Source organism: Pseudonocardia sp. TMWB2A, from assembly GCF_017312135.1.
In genome coordinates this window covers 1,404,191-1,418,808 of record NZ_QKQY01000001.1, presented here as the reverse complement: position 1 = coordinate 1,418,808, position 14,618 = coordinate 1,404,191, and the positions used below count along the sequence as shown (strand labels likewise).

Below are 14,618 nucleotides of genomic sequence, written 5' to 3'. Positions count from 1 at the left end.
ATAATCTGTTAGATGAAAAAAAACGCCGGAGAATGACCTCCGGCGTTTTTTTATTTTGTATCTGTTAGGGGTTACAGGATCAAATCGCCTGCCAAGAGAGCTGTACCCGCGCCCAGATGGACCGAAAAATCGGCCACACCATCGCCATTGAAATCGGCATATACTGTGCCATTGGCATAACGGACCTGATTGGCACCGCTAAATGCTGCGTCACCGACAAAGCTTAAAGTTCCGGCAAAGGCACTGAGGTCGATTTTGTCGGTTCCGGAGACAAAATCGGTAATCCGGTCGCCAAATTCTGCATGGCTGAACTGGAAAATATCCTTGCCGGTGCCACCGGTTAGCGTGTCCGCGCCTTCAAAGCCGTTGAGAACGTCATCGCCGCCGCGACCGTCAAGCTTGTTGGCTACTTCGTTACCCCAAATCACGTCACGCGCCGACCCGCCGATAGCGTTTTCGATAATCGTGCCGTACGCAATAGCGATATTGTCATAAGCCGTTGCACGTACGCCGGTGACGCCGGTGTCTGCGGCGATCGCATTGGCAATCGCGTTCATATAGCTATTTGCGGTGGCGTCCACGCTCGCTTGGGTAAGTGCGCCAAAAGTCTGGGCGCCATCGGCAATTTGCGTCAAAGCTGCACGGTTGGCGTTAATTTCGGCCAGCGTTGGTACGGCCTGCGCGGCGGAACTGAACGATCCGGCATGAAGGTCGATGAAGGTGCTGGCGTTGAAACCCGAAAAATCGAACGTGTCATTGCCGCCTGCGTCATAAACGGCGACATTCGGGAATTTATTGCTCGAAAAATCGAATACGTCCCGGCCCGCATTGGAGTTGAAGCCATAGACTGTATCGCCGGTGCGGGTGGTGAGATCGGCTCCGTATTTTTGCTGGATCACATAAATATCATGCAGCATCGGCGTTTGGGCATTGCCGTTAAGGAAGGTGCTCCAATCGACCACGCGGGCCCCCGTTTCCGACGGCGACCAATAGGACATGATCGTATATTGCTCGCTGTCCTGCGCATATTCGGCCTGACCGGCGTAAGTGGTAGCAGCCGCTCCATTATAGGCTCCGGGATGGCTGAGGCCGATGGCGTGGCCGAGTTCATGGATTAATGTGGTTGCGCCATATCCGTTGAATCCCAGCCAGTTATTGGTCCAGTTGAGATTGGGATCGGCGATGAAAACATCGCTCTGGAATTTCCAGCCTTTAGTCCCCGGATAATAAGCATAAGCCTGTGCTGGGTCCGCGCTGTTCGCCATTACAATATCGGCACCCATACCATTTTTTTCTACAAAAGTCGGTGCAATGAGATCATCCCAGAACTGGATGGACTGGCGCGCTTCGGCACGTTGCGTCGCGCTGAACGGATTGACGCCATTGCCCGCGGTAAATCCGTTGTTCGGATTATTATACAGGCCCGTCAGGTGATTGAGGTCCAGAAATGTATAGGTAATCGTATTGTTTCCGGTGATTTTAAGCTGTCGACCGGAATCGATTTGGTCAAATACGCGGTCCAGATCTGCAATCGGTTTCCCGCGATAGGTGAAACCCAGACCTGCATAATCGTCGAGGTTGAATTCAACCGGTTCATGATTGAGCGGCTCGCTCAGTTCATGCGCACCATATTGATCCGGGCGATGATAATAAATTTCACCATCATAATCAAATATAGCCTGTTTCTTTGCCATCTTATGGGCTCCTCTCGATCCAAATGCGAACTCGTCATTTTTTTGCGAGGGTGCCCGCGATGCGGTGTCTCCCCCCTCCCTCAAGTTGCATCCGCTGGTTAAATGCCTCCGCTGCGCCGCTGTCAATCCCGATAGATCGTAAACTATTAGGGGATAGGGAAAATTGGATAAATCCGGCATATTTGTAAGGTAGGCCGCGACCGTTCTCCGATAGGCGAAGTAATAAAATTACAAAAACTATGAATTATCCACAATTTAATTCAAAGCCTGTGGATAAATCGCATTTTTCCATTTGCTGCGACTCGGTGGTGCGAGTCACCTTGACCTTATCGACACGGTGCAAAGCGCAATGGCGATGATCGGCAAGGTCCGGATTTCACATGGTTTTCCATGAGGAATCGGCGCTTGGGATCAGAAACCGGATTGTGCAGCGCGATGGTCGAGTGGTGAATGGTTGCCAAGGCGTGCCTCCGTTCGCGGTCACAAGATGGCCGGACCTTGCTTCACGCGAGGACCGGATGATCGGCAGACCGATGAAACAGCATGGCTGCGATACCGTAAAATTCACTACGTGATGATCGAGGGTGAACCCCGCTTTTGCTTTCAGGCTGCCCAAACACCTAGGCAAAAATGGCCGGACATCCAAAACCGTCACACCCTGTTGGTGATGAGGCAGATGCGTCCCGCTAAAGGCCAAGCATAAGCATATCATCGGAACAGGTCGGTTATCCCCCGTCACCGGGCGGATGGCCTATAGGAAGCAGGCGGCTGGGCCTTTGAGGTTTGGACGCATGTATTTCCGGACGCTGACGCGAAAATACGGACGGCATTGACCTTCAGGGCAAAGAAAGTCCGCTTATTTTTACGATAGCGCAGTGGGCGCTGGGTTTCATATCCAGCGCCCGTTTGCGTTTTTGAAAGGGAGGCGTGCGCTTGGAAGGGACGGGCGCGTTATGCGTGAAGGCTTGCATCGAAAGGCTTGAAGCTGTGTCTGTAAGATAGCGACGGTACCCGTTTGCGTTTTCAGGCCCGTAACCGCTTTCCGCGTTCTGGCGGGCATGACGGGATGAACGCAGTCAAGCAGGTGGGTGTTTTGCCACCCGCGCAAATAGTCCCAAACCGGACCTAATGCTCCACTCCCGCATCGCCCCGCTCCCTTCATGAAATAGCCGCCGGAAAGGTTTCCCCTTCCGACGGCTATCTTTCCTCCCCAGGAAAGATCGGTTGCGGTTCCGGTGTTTGCGCTTACCTGGAGCTCCACCGGCCGTTTATCTTGAAATTTTCAGCTCTTAGCTCCCCTTTGGCGCGCCGAGCGCGCTGCCGAGACGGTGGTAAAGATTGGCATATTCCACCGATTCCGGCTTGTCTTCGATGGCCTTCAGATAATGAAGCACCGCTGTGCGCAGCAATTCAAAATCGGCGGTGGAAAGGACCGCGCGGGACCGTGCTGGCTCTGGCATAACGATATTCCTTTCTTCTTCATCGGTAATCTAGGTCGGTAATCAGGGCCGGTAATCTTGTCGATGGAACCGGCTGGCTCTGGCTTCGTTGCGCCAGCCGGTCCTCCCATCGCGGCGGTTATGCCGCGAATTGGTTCCCACCGCGGCGTTATGCCGCGAATTGGTTCCCACCCGCGGCGTTAGGCCGCGAATTGGTTCATAGTGTTGTCTTTACCAGCGGCCTTGAGAGCAGCTTCGCCGCAGAAATATTCCTTGTGATCATCGCCAATGTCGCTGCCCGACATATTCTGGTGCTTCACACAAGCAATGCCCTCGCGGATTTCCTTGCGCTGCACGCCTTCGACATAGCCGAGCATCCCTTGATCGCCGAAATACTCCTTGGCGAGATTGTCGGTCGACAGCGCCGCCGTATGATAGGTCGGGAGCGTGATGAGGTGGTGGAAAATCCCCGCCCGCGCCGCAGCATCGCGCTGGAAGGTGCGGATGCGGTCATCGGCTTCCTGCGCCAAGGGGGTGGCGTCATAATCGACGCTCATCAGCTTGGCTCGGTCATAAGCCGACACATCCTTGCCGCCCTGTTCCCACGCATCGAACACTTGCTGGCGGAAATTCAGCGTCCAGTTGAACGAAGGCGAATTATTATAGGCCAGCTTGGCGTTGGGGATAACCTCGCGGATGCGGTCGACCATGCCCGCAATCTGTTCGATATGCGGCTTTTCGGTTTCGATCCACAACAGGTCTGCGCCATTTTGGAGCGAGGTGATGCAATCGAGAACGCAGCGGTCTTCGCCCGAACCGGCACGGAACTGGAACAGGTTCGAAGGCAGGCGTTTGGGACGCATCAGCTTGCCATCGCGGTTAATGAGAACATCGCCCGGATTGCCCGCGCCATCCACTTCTTCACAATCGAGGAAGCTGTTATACTGGTCCCCAATATCGCCGGGTTCGCGGGTGAAGGCGATCTGCTTGGTGAGGCCTGCGCCCAGGCTGTCGGTGCGGGAAACAATGATGCCATCCTCGACGCCCATTTCCATGAAAGCGTAACGCAGCGCACGGATTTTCGCGAGGAAATCCTCATGCGGAACCGTGACTTTGCCGTCCTGGTGGCCGCATTGCTTTTCGTCCGACACCTGATTTTCGATCTGCAGCGCACAAGCGCCCGCTTCGATCATCTTCTTGGCAAGAAGATAGGTGGCTTCCGCATTGCCGAACCCTGCGTCAATATCGGCGATGATCGGAACGACATGGGTTTCGAAATTGTCGATTTGATGCTGGACCTGCTTGGCCTTGACCTCGTCGCCCGCATCGCGCGCCGCATCGAGTTCGCGGAACAGGCCGCCCAGTTCGCGCGCATCGGCTTGCTTTAAGAAGGTGTAGATTTCCTCGATCAGCGCCGGAACGCTGGTCTTTTCGTGCATCGACTGGTCGGGCAGCGGACCGAATTCGCTGCGCAGCGCGGCAATCATCCAGCCCGACAGATAGATATAGCGGCCCTTGGTGGTGCCGAAATGCTTCTTGATCGAAATCAGCTTCTGCTGCGCGATGAACCCGTGCCAGCAGCCCAAGGATTGCGTGTAATTGGCGGGGTCGGCATCATAAGCGGCCATATCCTCGCGCATGATCTTGGCGGTGTAGCGCGCAATATCGACGCCCGACTTGAAACGGTTCTGCGCGCGCATACGGGCAATATTTTCACCCGAAATCGCGTCCCACGGCTTGCCGTTACCGGTGATGACGGCCGTAGCCTTGGAGATGTCTTCACTATAGCTCATGATTTTGGCCCCTTCACCAAAGAATCTGTTTGTCTTGGGATTTGGTGTAGCCCCGTGCTTTTGGGAGCGCGTCATTTTTGTAAAAATATTTAGTGGAATTGGCCGATAATGTGCATATAAGAATGTAATATTGTAAATATCTTTACAAAGATGGCACAAGGTGGCGGGATGGCAGAGCGGAAGATTTTTGCAGGAGCGGCGTTGCGGCGGTTGCGGCGCAATCATGGCCTGACCCAGGTGTCGATGGCCGAAACGCTTGATATTTCCTCAAGCTATCTGAACCTAATCGAGCATAACCAGCGGCCCGTCAGCGCGGCGATATTGCTGCGCATTGCCGAACGGTTCGACATCGACCCGCGCGATTTTGCAGGCGACACGCGCGGGGAACAGACCAGCGCGCTCAAACGCCTGTTCGGCCATTCCGACTTTGCCGACCTTGATATTGTCGCGAGTGAAATCTCCGAGCTTGCCGAGCAAGCCCCCGGCATTGCGGCGGCGATATTGCGCCTTGCCGAACGCGGGGCAGGGCAGGACAGAGGCGTCCCGGACGCAGAACCGCTTGCGGTGCGGCTGGTGCGGCAGGAGATTGAGCGGTGGAAGAACCATTTCGCCGATCTTGATGCGCAGGCCGAAGCCTTGGCGGACGAATTGCGGCTGGGGTCGGCGGACCTTTATGGCGCGATCAGCGAACGGCTGCGCGCGCGTCACCAGCTTGCCATCCGCATCCTCCCCGTTGATGTGATGCCCGACCGGCTGCGACGGCTCGACCTCCACGCGCGCCAGCTCCAGCTTTCGGAGATGCTCGAACCGGCTTCGCGCACTTTTCAGGCTGCAACCCAATTGGCGCAGTTGGAAGCGCGCGGCGAAGTGGATGCGCTGGTTGCGGGCGCCAACCTTCCCGACCGCGCAGCAGAACGGCTGTTGCGCCGCCATTTGTTCAGCTATTTCGCCGCCGCGCTCATCATGCCCTATGCAAGGTTTTTGCGGGCGTGCGAGGCGACCGGCTATGACCTTATCCTGTTGCAGCGCCGCTTTGGCGCGGGATTTGAACAGGTCGCGCACCGGCTAACCACCTTGCAACGCGTCGGTGCGCGCGGGCTTCCTTTCTTCATGATGCGTATCGACCGGGCGGGGCAGACGTCCAAACGCTATGCGGGGGCCAGCGGGTCGCCGCTCGTCGCGTCGGCGCAACGATGCCCGTTATGGAATATCCACGGCGCGTTCGCACGGCCTGCCGAATTGCTGCACGATCTGGTCGAACTGGAAGATGGGAGCCAATGGCTGACCTTTTCGCGCACGGTCGAAGGGCCGACTTATGGCACGCAGCATCCAGCACGCTTTGCCGTCGCGGTGGGAGTCGAAGCGCGCTTTGCCTCCAGCCTGTCGGTGCGCGGGGAAAGGGGCGTGACCGGCACGCGCGTGGTGCCGGTGGGGCTGGGCTGCATCGCCTGTATGCGCCCCGATTGCAGCCAACGCTCCGCGCCGCCTGCGGGCCGCACTTTATTGTTCAATGAACGCGAACGCACGATCAACGCCTATCATTTTGCAGGCGATTGAGCGCGAGAGTTAGCGCCGCTTTTCGGCCAGTTGGCGCACGTCCTGCGAACGTGCCAGAGGTGTGATGACAATATCATCGCCCTCCACAATCACCGCATAGCCTTCCAGCCCGATGATCGACACGCGCTTGCCGTCTGCGCGCACCAGATTATGCGCCGCGTCCACCATCAGCACATCGCCCGATAGCGCATTGCCATCCGCATCCTGCGCCGCGCGGTCATGGAGGGCCTGCCAGCTTCCGATGTCCGACCAGCCCATATCGACCGGCACCACCGCGACATTATCCGCGCGCTCCATCACCGCATAGTCGATGGAAATGGCGGGGCTTTGCGCAAAGGCATCGGCGTCGGGGGAAAGGATATTGCCGTCTGTGCGCGCGGCCTCCATCGCAATGCGGCAGGCAGCGATAATGGCGGGTTCAAATTGCTCGACGGCATCCAGAAGCGCGCGGCGCGAAAACAGGAATAATCCGGCATTCCATAGGAATCCCCCTGCGGCGAGCATTTCTTCGGCTTTGGCTTTGACCGGCTTTTCGACAAAACGCGCGACTTGGAAGCCGTCGCCAAGAGCCGCGCCTGCTTCGATATAGCCATAGCCGGTTTCGGCATGGGTCGGCTCGATGCCGAATGTCACCAATTGTCCGTTGCGCGCGAGCGGGACAGCTTTGTCGATGGCGCGCTGGAACGCCGCTTCATCGGCAATTGCATGGTCGCTCGGCATGACGAGTATCAGGTCGTCGTCATTGGCAAGCGCAAGCGCGGCCAGAACCAGCGCGGGCGCGGTATTACGGCCCATCGGCTCGGCGACAATGCGATAGCCGGCAAGCGCAGCCAATTGTTCGGCAATCAAGGGAAGATGGTCATGGCCTGCCACAATCAACGGCGGCAAAAAACGCTTGGCGTCCGCACATCGCGCTACGGTCAGTTGCAGCATGGATTGCCTATCGTCGGTAAGGCAAAGAAATTGCTTCGGTTTGTCCGCGCGCGATGCCGGCCATAGCCGCGTGCCCGCGCCGCCCGACAATATGACCGGCGTGATACGCTGGGGCGAGGATAGGGGGGCAAGGCTCATCATTGTCTTTCCGGTTACAGCCTGGATGGCGACCTTTAACCATAAATTGATTAATGCTTTTGTAAAAGCAATCGACACTTTACCACTGTCGGATATCTTTACGAAATTGACATGGGTCAGTGTTAGGACGTGCGCAAAGGCGAAGAGTGAACGACAGGAAAAAAGGATAACGGGTCCTCTGAAATATGTTCCGGCTGTTTAAACATTATATTCCGTATGGCGTGTTGCTGCTCGCCTTGCTCGATTTTCTGGCGCTGATCGGCGCGGGGGAATTGGCGTGGATTGTGCGCGCGGAGCAGATTGGCATGAGCGTCGGCTCTGTGAGCGAGCGTGTTGCGCCTTTGCTGAGTTTCGCGCTGGCCCTGCAACTCGCGATGATTGCGGTGGGGGTGTATAGCGCCGAAGCCTTCCAGTCGATGCGCTTTGCAACGGCCCGCCTGCTCACCGCTATCTCCCTAGGCGTCATCTTCCTGTCGGTGATGAACTTCATTTTGCCGGGGACGACCTTGTGGCGGTCAAACTCGCTCTATGCGATGGTCTTTGCGATAATTGCGTTGCTGCTCGTGCGTTTGCTGCTGGGGCGCTTGCTGGGCGGCGAATCCTTCCGGCGGCGGATTTTGGTGCTGGGCGCAGGCGCCCGCGCCGACCGCATCAAAACATTGTCGAAGCGCAAAGAAAGCGGCTTTTCGGTTGTCGGCTATGTCGCGATGACCGATGGCGAACAAATAGTCGGCGAAGCGGTCCGCCGCGATGCGATTGACAGCCTGTCCGACCATGTTGTGCGCTTGGGCGCGAGCGAGGTCGTGCTGGCGCTTGAAGAAAGGCGCAACGCCTTGCCGCTCTCCGACCTGTTGCGGATCAAGACAACGGGTGTCCATGTCAATGAAATTTCAAGCTTTCTCGAACGCGAAACCGGCCGTGTGGACTTGGATACCGTCAATCCGAGCTGGCTGATTTTTTCGGACGGTTTTACCGCAGGGCAACGGATTTCGACCTTTGCCAAGCGTATCTTCGACATTGTCGCGAGCCTTATCGTGCTTGCGCTGACCTTTCCGGTCATCATCCTGTTTGCGATCATTGTGAAGCTCGACAGCAAAGGGCCTGCTTTCTACCGGCAGGAGCGCGTGGGGCTATATGGCGTCCCCTATAATATCATCAAATTACGCTCGATGCGCACCGATGCCGAAGCGGGCGGCAAGGCGATATGGGCGGCCAAACATGACCCGCGCGTAACCCGTGTGGGACAGGTCATCCGCAAGCTGCGGATCGACGAATTGCCGCAAATCTGGTGCGTGTTGAAAGGCGAAATGAGCTTTGTCGGGCCGCGCCCCGAACGGCCCGAATTTGTGTCCGAACTGGAACAGCAAATCCGCTATTATGCCGAACGCCATATGGTAAAGCCCGGCCTTACCGGCTGGGCGCAGATCAACTACCCTTATGGCGCGTCCATCGACGATGCGCGGCAGAAGCTGGAATATGATCTTTATTATGCCAAAAACTACACGCCGTTTCTGGACCTGCTGATTATTTTGCAGACATTGCGCGTATTGCTCTGGCCGGACGGGGCGCGCTGATCATGCAGGGGGCGGATCATCTTTTGACAGCGATAGAGCATTGGGGCGCAATTGTTGCAGCCTCCGGCTTTTGTGCGCTGTTTTTGTGGGTGCTGCACCCGTTGCGGGGTTTGGCGACCCAGCGGGCGGTGCTGGCGGCGGCGCTTGCGGTTACATCGCTATGGCTATGGGCTTCAGCGTTCGGTGGCGCGACCGGTTATGAAGCGTTGATATTGGAAAATATCAGGAATACCGCCTGGTTGGGCTTCATGTATGTGCTGCTGCGCCGCGCCAAAATAGAGTTGCAAAGCCGGGGCCTCTTGTCGGTTTATGCCGCGCTCGCCATCATCGCTTTCCTGATTGCGATGCTCGACTTGGCGATTGTTGGCAATGTTGTGGCGATCGAAACGCCGCAACTCATTGGTACAACACGGCTTGTCCTGCAAATGGTCATGACGATTGGCAGCCTTGTGCTGGTCCATAATCTTTATACCGTCACCGCGCCCGATTCCCGTCATCTGGTCGCGCCTTATATCGGTGCGCTGACCGCAATGTGGGGCTATGACCTTAATCTTTATACCATCACCTATCTGGCGGGCGAGCCGGCCAATGCTTTGATCGAGCTACGCCCCGCGCTCAGCCTGCTGCTGCTGCCCTTATTCATGGCGGTGCTGGTCAAGCGCGGCAATGCGACGATCCGCCTGTCGCGCACCGTGACCTTCCAGACGCTCTCGCTCATGGCGATTGGCGCTTATTTGATGGGCATGGTGCTGATTGCAGCAGCGCTGCGCATGATTGGCGGCGATTATGGCGCGATCATGCAAAAGGCGTTTCTCGGCATCGCCTTTGCCTTCATCCTTGTGTTCCTGCCCTCGTCGCGTTTCCGCGCTATGTTGCGGGTGCAAGTGTCCAAACATTTCTTCCAGCACCGTTATGATTACCGCAATGAATGGATGCGCTTTACGCGGACCATCGGAAAGCCGGGCGACAGCTCGGAGCCGTTCAACGCGCGCATTATCAAGGCGATTGCGGATATTACCGAATCGCCCGGCGGCTTGCTGCTGCTCCCCGATGAAGGCGGCGCGCTGGTGCTGGAAAGCCGGTGGAAGGCAAAGAGTATCGACGTGCCGCCGGTCGCCGCCGATATAAAAACCTATCTCCATTTACAGGATAATGCGCGCATCATCGACTTTGATGCGCTGCGCAAAGCGCCGCTCGAAGATGCCGAACGCGCCGCAATGCCCGTATGGATGATCGAAGAGCGCCGCGTCTGGGTCGGTGTCCCGCTCGTGCATTTTGACCGGGTGGCAGGGATGGTGCTGCTTGAACGGCCCGCGCTTGACCGCACACTTGATTGGGAAGATTTCGACCTGTTGCGCATCGTCGGGCGGCAGGTGGCAAGCTATCTCGCGGAATCGCAGGGGCAGGAGGCTTTGTCCGAAGCGCGGCGCTTTGAAGAGTTTAACCGCCGCTTTGCCTTCATCATCCACGACATTAAAAATCTGGTGAGCCAGTTGAGCCTTGTTGCGCGCAATGCCGAACGCCATGCCGACAATCCCGAATTCCGCGCCGATATGATTGAAACGCTGCAATTTTCGGTGAGCCGGATGAATGACCTGCTCGCGCGCCTTTCGCAGCATAACCGCGCGCGGCCCGACGAGCCGCAGCCGGTGGCTTTGGGCGCGTTTGCCGAAGAATTGGCGCGCACCAAACGCGGGCAGCATCCGATTGTGGTCGGCGTGCAGGACGAGATTAAGGCGATGGTCGATCCGGCGCGGCTGGAGCAAATCCTGCTCCACCTCACGCAAAATGCGATCGAAGCCAGTCCGGCGAGCGAGCCTATCCAGATTATTGTGCGCCGCCATAATGAAGATGCGATTATCGAGGTGATGGATCGCGGCACAGGGATGACGCCCGATTTCATCCGCAATGAATTGTTCAAACCCTTCCATTCCACCAAGGAAGGCGGCTTTGGCATTGGCGCGTTTGAAGCGCGCGCGCTCACCGCTGCCATGGGCGGAAGCCTTGGCGTTGAAAGCCGCGTCGGCGAAGGCAGCCTGTTCCGCCTCACGCTTCCGCCCGCGGCCGATGAGCAATCGCTTCTGACGCCCCATAATTTTGATACGCAGGACGCCGCATGACGACCAAGACCGCAGACCTTGCCAAAACCCGCAATGGAACCGAGCCGCTGCCCAAATTGCTCATCGTCGAAGATGATCCGGGACTGCAGAAACAGTTGCGCTGGGCCTATGAGGATTACCAGATTCTCACCGCCGGAACCCGCGAAGAAGCGATCAACCTGCTGCGCGCCGAAGAGCCGGATGTGGTAACGCTTGATCTCGGCTTGCCGCCGGATCCCGACGGCACGACCGAAGGTTTTCGCACGCTCGATGAAATATTGGCGCTAAAGCCCGACACCAAGGTCATTGTCGCTTCGGGGCATGGCGCGCGCGAAAGTGCGCTGCGGGCGATTTCGGGCGGCGCTTATGATTTTTACCAAAAGCCCATCGACATTGACGAGCTGGGCCTCATCGTGCGCCGCGCTTTCCATGTGCGCGCGCTGGAGATGGAAAATATCCGCTTGGCCTCGGCGGTGGGCGAAAGCCAGCAGGTTTTGGGGCGGATGATTACCGGCGCGCCCGAAATGCTCAAAGTATCGCGTACCATCGAACGGGTTGCGACCAATAATGTGTCGGTCATGCTGTTGGGGGCGAGCGGCACCGGCAAGGAATTGCTCGCGCATGGCCTCCATGATGCCAGCAACCGCCGCGAGGGCGCTTTTATCGCTATCAACTGTGCGGCTATCCCTGAAAATCTACTCGAAAGCGAATTGTTCGGGCATGAAAAAGGTGCGTTTACCGGGGCGGTCAAAACCACCGAAGGCAAGATCGAAATGGCGCAAGGCGGCACCTTGTTCCTCGACGAAGTGGGCGATATTCCGCTGCCCTTGCAGGTCAAACTCCTGCGCTTTTTGCAAGAGCGGGTGATCGAACGGATTGGCGGGCGCAAGCCGATTGCGGTCGATACCCGCGTCGTATGTGCGACCCACCGCGACCTTGACGCGATGATTGCCGAGGGCATGTTCCGCGAAGATCTTTATTACCGCCTCGCCGAAATTGTCGTGAAAATCCCGACGCTCGCCGAACGACCGGGGGATGCGGGGCTGCTCGCCAAACATTTTGTCCAGCGTTTTGCGCCCGACATGAACCCGCAGGTCAAAGGCCTTGCGCCCGACGCGCTCGCGATGATCGACGCTTATTCTTGGCCCGGCAATGTGCGCGAGCTGGAAAACCGCATCAAGCGCGCAGTCATCATGGCCGATGCCAAGCTGGTGTCGGCGGCCGATATGGATTTGGACGAAGCCGAAGATGATGCGGCGGCGGTGTTGAACCTCAAGGCCGTGCGCGAAGCCGCTGACCGCAAGGCAATCCGCCGCGCGCTCGCTCGCACCGAAAGCAATATTTCCGGCGCGGCCAAGCTTTTGGGCATCAGCCGCCCGACGCTTTATGATCTGCTCAAGCTTTATGATCTTCAATGACAGGCCTTTGAAATATCGTAATAAAATTACGGGTGTTGCCGTGGCTGCTCTTGCATTGGCGGTTGCGGCAACGGGCTGGGCGGGCAAGGCTTGGGCGGCTGATAGTGAAGCCGCGCGCGGGGCTTTCAAAACCGCAATAGCTTATGAACGCGCGCAAAATTTGCGCGATGCACATAATGCGATGGCCAAAGCGATAGAGGCTGATCCGGATTGGCCCGATGCACGGCTTGCGCAAGCGCGGATATTGGTGGCGATGGGGAACGGGATTGGCGCGGAAGCGGAAATCCGCCGCGCGCGCGAACTTGGCCTGTCCGACACCGCAACCCGCGTGCAGCTTGCCCATGCGGTATGGCTGCAAGGCGAGCCAGCGCGGGCGCTCACCGAATTACAGGCTGGCCCTGTGCCCGACCGTTATAAAGCCTATGCCGAACGGATTGCGGGCAATGCTGCGATGGATTTGGGCAATTTTGACGGCGCGCGCGCGGCGTTTGATGAATCGATCCGGCTCGACCCTGATAACAGCCAGCTTTGGGCGGATATTTCGCGTTTCCGCTATACCAATGCCGATGTCGGCGGCGCGATGCAGGCGATTGACCGCGCGCTCCAGCTCAACCGCAACAATATGGATGCGACGCTCATCAAAGCGGGGCTGGTGCGTGAAAATCAGGGGCTGCTGCCTGCACTCGGCTGGTATGAGCGCGTCCTCAAGGTCAAGCCCGACCATGTCGGTGCACTCGTCGAATATGCTGCAACATTGGGCGATGTCGGGCGCTCCACCGAGATGCTCAAGGCAACAAGGCGGGTGCTCGCCATCGACAAAAATAATGCGCGCGCGCGGCTGTTGCAGGCAATTTTGGCGGCGCGCGCGGAAAATTATGATCTGGCCCAGCGCATCCTGTTCAAAATCGGTGACCAACTGGAAAACCTCCCCGCCTTCCTGCTCGTGAGCGCGGTGGTCGAGGAGGAATTGGGCAACCATAATGTCGCGGTCAACCGCGCGACCAAATTGCTCGACCTCCAGCCCAATAATTTCACCGCGCGGCGCATCTTGGCGCTGGCGAGCCTTAATGCGGGCGATGCCGACGATGCTTGGCATATCATCGCGCGCATCTACACTAGGCCCGATGCCGATAGCTGGTCGATCATGCTGGCGGCTTCCGCGCTGGAGGAGGAAGGGGACATAGGTGAGGCCGTGCCGCTGCTAATGCGCGCGAGCCAGTTCCGCAAAGGCGATGCGATTGCCTTTGCCCCCGCCACCGCGCCGGAATTATTGGCTGCAGATGCCGCGCGCAATCCGCTCAATGCTCAGCTTGTCATCCCCTATATCCGCTCGGAGGTGAATAGCGGGCGGATAGGCAGCGCGCTCGCCGCCGCCCAGCGGTTACAGCGCGCCAATCCCGGCGTCCCCGACGCGCATATGCTGGTCGGCGATACCGAGCTTGCCGGAAAACGCGCCGCTGCGGCGGTCACCGCCTATCAACAAGCGGTGCGGTTGCGCTTCGGAGAAGTGGGGGCGTTGCGCCTTGCCAATGCGCATAGCGAAAGCGGCAATGATGCCGCCGCGCTCCACACGCTGGGTGATTTCACCAGCCGCAATCCGGAAAATATTCCGGCAACACGCATTTTGGGGTCGCTTTATCTCAAGAGCCAAGATTGGAACCGCGCGGTCGCGGCGCTCGAAATGGTGCGCGCGCGGACCGGCAATCGCGATGCGTTGCTGATGAATGAATTGGGGAGCGCCTGGCAGGGGAAGGGCAATCTTGCCAAGGCCACCACCTATTTCCGCCATGCTTATGCGATCCAGCCCGCCAATGCCGCGATTACCAATAATCTCGGCTGGGCGCTGCATCGTTTGAGCGGCCCTTCCCGGACCTCGCTCGATTTGCTGGAAAAAGCGGTCATCCTTGCGCCCGATAATGGCACCTACCGCCAACGCTTCGAACAAGCGCGCGCAGCCAATCAAAAGGGCTGAA

Annotated in this window: 9 protein-coding genes; 5 read left to right on the top strand and 4 right to left on the bottom strand. The window is 57.9% G+C overall.

The features are described 5' to 3' along the window. Nucleotides 1-71: 71 nt before the first annotated feature. The 3 genes from DMP17_RS06600 to DMP17_RS06590 all read right to left on the bottom strand — a co-directional run bounded on the left by DMP17_RS06600 (nucleotide 72) and on the right by DMP17_RS06590 (nucleotide 4,926). Nucleotides 72-1,694 carry a M10 family metallopeptidase C-terminal domain-containing protein gene (locus tag DMP17_RS06600; RefSeq protein ID WP_337828268.1) on the bottom strand — a complete coding sequence of 541 codons (1,623 nt, stop codon included), beginning with the start codon at nucleotides 1,692-1,694 and terminating at the stop codon, nucleotides 72-74. A gap of 1,289 nt (nucleotides 1,695-2,983) precedes the next feature. Beyond that, the gene (locus tag DMP17_RS06595; RefSeq protein WP_337828267.1) at nucleotides 2,984-3,154 is read right to left on the bottom strand and encodes a hypothetical protein; all 171 of its coding nucleotides are present in this window, start codon (nucleotides 3,152-3,154) and stop codon (nucleotides 2,984-2,986) included. Nucleotides 3,155-3,333: 179 nt separating this feature from the next. Beyond that, nucleotides 3,334-4,926: an isocitrate lyase gene (locus tag DMP17_RS06590; RefSeq protein ID WP_337828266.1), complete on the bottom strand. Its 1,593-nt coding sequence runs from the start codon at nucleotides 4,924-4,926 to the stop codon at nucleotides 3,334-3,336. Nucleotides 4,927-5,076: 150 nt separating this feature from the next. Here DMP17_RS06590 and DMP17_RS06585 point away from each other — a divergent pair, with 150 nt between their 5' ends. Continuing rightward, a complete protein-coding gene (locus DMP17_RS06585; RefSeq protein WP_337828265.1) occupies nucleotides 5,077-6,483 on the top strand; it encodes a helix-turn-helix domain-containing protein in 1,407 nt (468 codons plus the stop codon). Nucleotides 6,484-6,492: 9 nt separating this feature from the next. Here the strand turns inward: DMP17_RS06585 and DMP17_RS06580 are convergent, their stop codons facing one another. Further along, nucleotides 6,493-7,632 carry a mannose-1-phosphate guanylyltransferase/mannose-6-phosphate isomerase gene (locus DMP17_RS06580; protein ID WP_337828264.1) on the bottom strand — a complete coding sequence of 380 codons (1,140 nt, stop codon included), beginning with the start codon at nucleotides 7,630-7,632 and terminating at the stop codon, nucleotides 6,493-6,495. 143 nt (nucleotides 7,633-7,775) lie between these two features. On the opposite strand from DMP17_RS06580, the gene DMP17_RS06575 reads away from it, so the two are divergent. The 4 genes from DMP17_RS06575 to DMP17_RS06560 are packed head-to-tail and all read left to right on the top strand — an operon-like array spanning nucleotide 7,776 to nucleotide 14,617. Then, nucleotides 7,776-9,128 carry a TIGR03013 family XrtA/PEP-CTERM system glycosyltransferase gene (locus DMP17_RS06575; RefSeq protein ID WP_337828263.1) on the top strand — a complete coding sequence of 451 codons (1,353 nt, stop codon included), beginning with the start codon at nucleotides 7,776-7,778 and terminating at the stop codon, nucleotides 9,126-9,128. A 2-nt stretch (nucleotides 9,129-9,130) separates the two neighbouring features. Beyond that, nucleotides 9,131-11,248 (top strand): XrtA/PEP-CTERM system histidine kinase PrsK, encoded by a 2,118-nt coding sequence (gene prsK, locus DMP17_RS06570; protein WP_337828262.1) that lies wholly within the window; start codon nucleotides 9,131-9,133, stop codon nucleotides 11,246-11,248. Then, complete coding sequence (prsR, locus tag DMP17_RS06565) at nucleotides 11,245-12,645, top strand: PEP-CTERM-box response regulator transcription factor (RefSeq protein WP_337828261.1); 1,401 nt, start codon at nucleotides 11,245-11,247, stop codon at nucleotides 12,643-12,645. The genes prsK and prsR overlap by 4 nt, the downstream gene beginning before the upstream one ends. Then, nucleotides 12,632-14,617 carry a tetratricopeptide repeat protein gene (locus tag DMP17_RS06560; RefSeq protein WP_337828260.1) on the top strand — a complete coding sequence of 662 codons (1,986 nt, stop codon included), beginning with the start codon at nucleotides 12,632-12,634 and terminating at the stop codon, nucleotides 14,615-14,617. The genes prsR and DMP17_RS06560 overlap by 14 nt, the downstream gene beginning before the upstream one ends. Nucleotide 14,618 lies beyond the last annotated feature (1 nt).

Excerpts from the sequence above, each read along its gene's own strand:
- prsR (WP_337828261.1), top strand. The coding sequence starts at position 11,245 with ATGACGACCAAGACCGCAGACCTTGCCAAAACCCGCAATGGAACCGAG.
- prsK (WP_337828262.1), top strand. The coding sequence starts at position 9,131 with ATGCAGGGGGCGGATCATCTTTTGACAGCGATAGAGCATTGGGGCGCA.
- DMP17_RS06585 (WP_337828265.1), top strand. The coding sequence starts at position 5,077 with ATGGCACAAGGTGGCGGGATGGCAGAGCGGAAGATTTTTGCAGGAGCG.
- DMP17_RS06600 (WP_337828268.1), bottom strand. The coding sequence starts at position 1,694 with ATGGCAAAGAAACAGGCTATATTTGATTATGATGGTGAAATTTATTAT.
- DMP17_RS06595 (WP_337828267.1), bottom strand. The coding sequence starts at position 3,154 with ATGCCAGAGCCAGCACGGTCCCGCGCGGTCCTTTCCACCGCCGATTTT.
- DMP17_RS06590 (WP_337828266.1), bottom strand. The coding sequence starts at position 4,926 with ATGAGCTATAGTGAAGACATCTCCAAGGCTACGGCCGTCATCACCGGT.
- DMP17_RS06560 (WP_337828260.1), top strand. The coding sequence starts at position 12,632 with ATGATCTTCAATGACAGGCCTTTGAAATATCGTAATAAAATTACGGGT.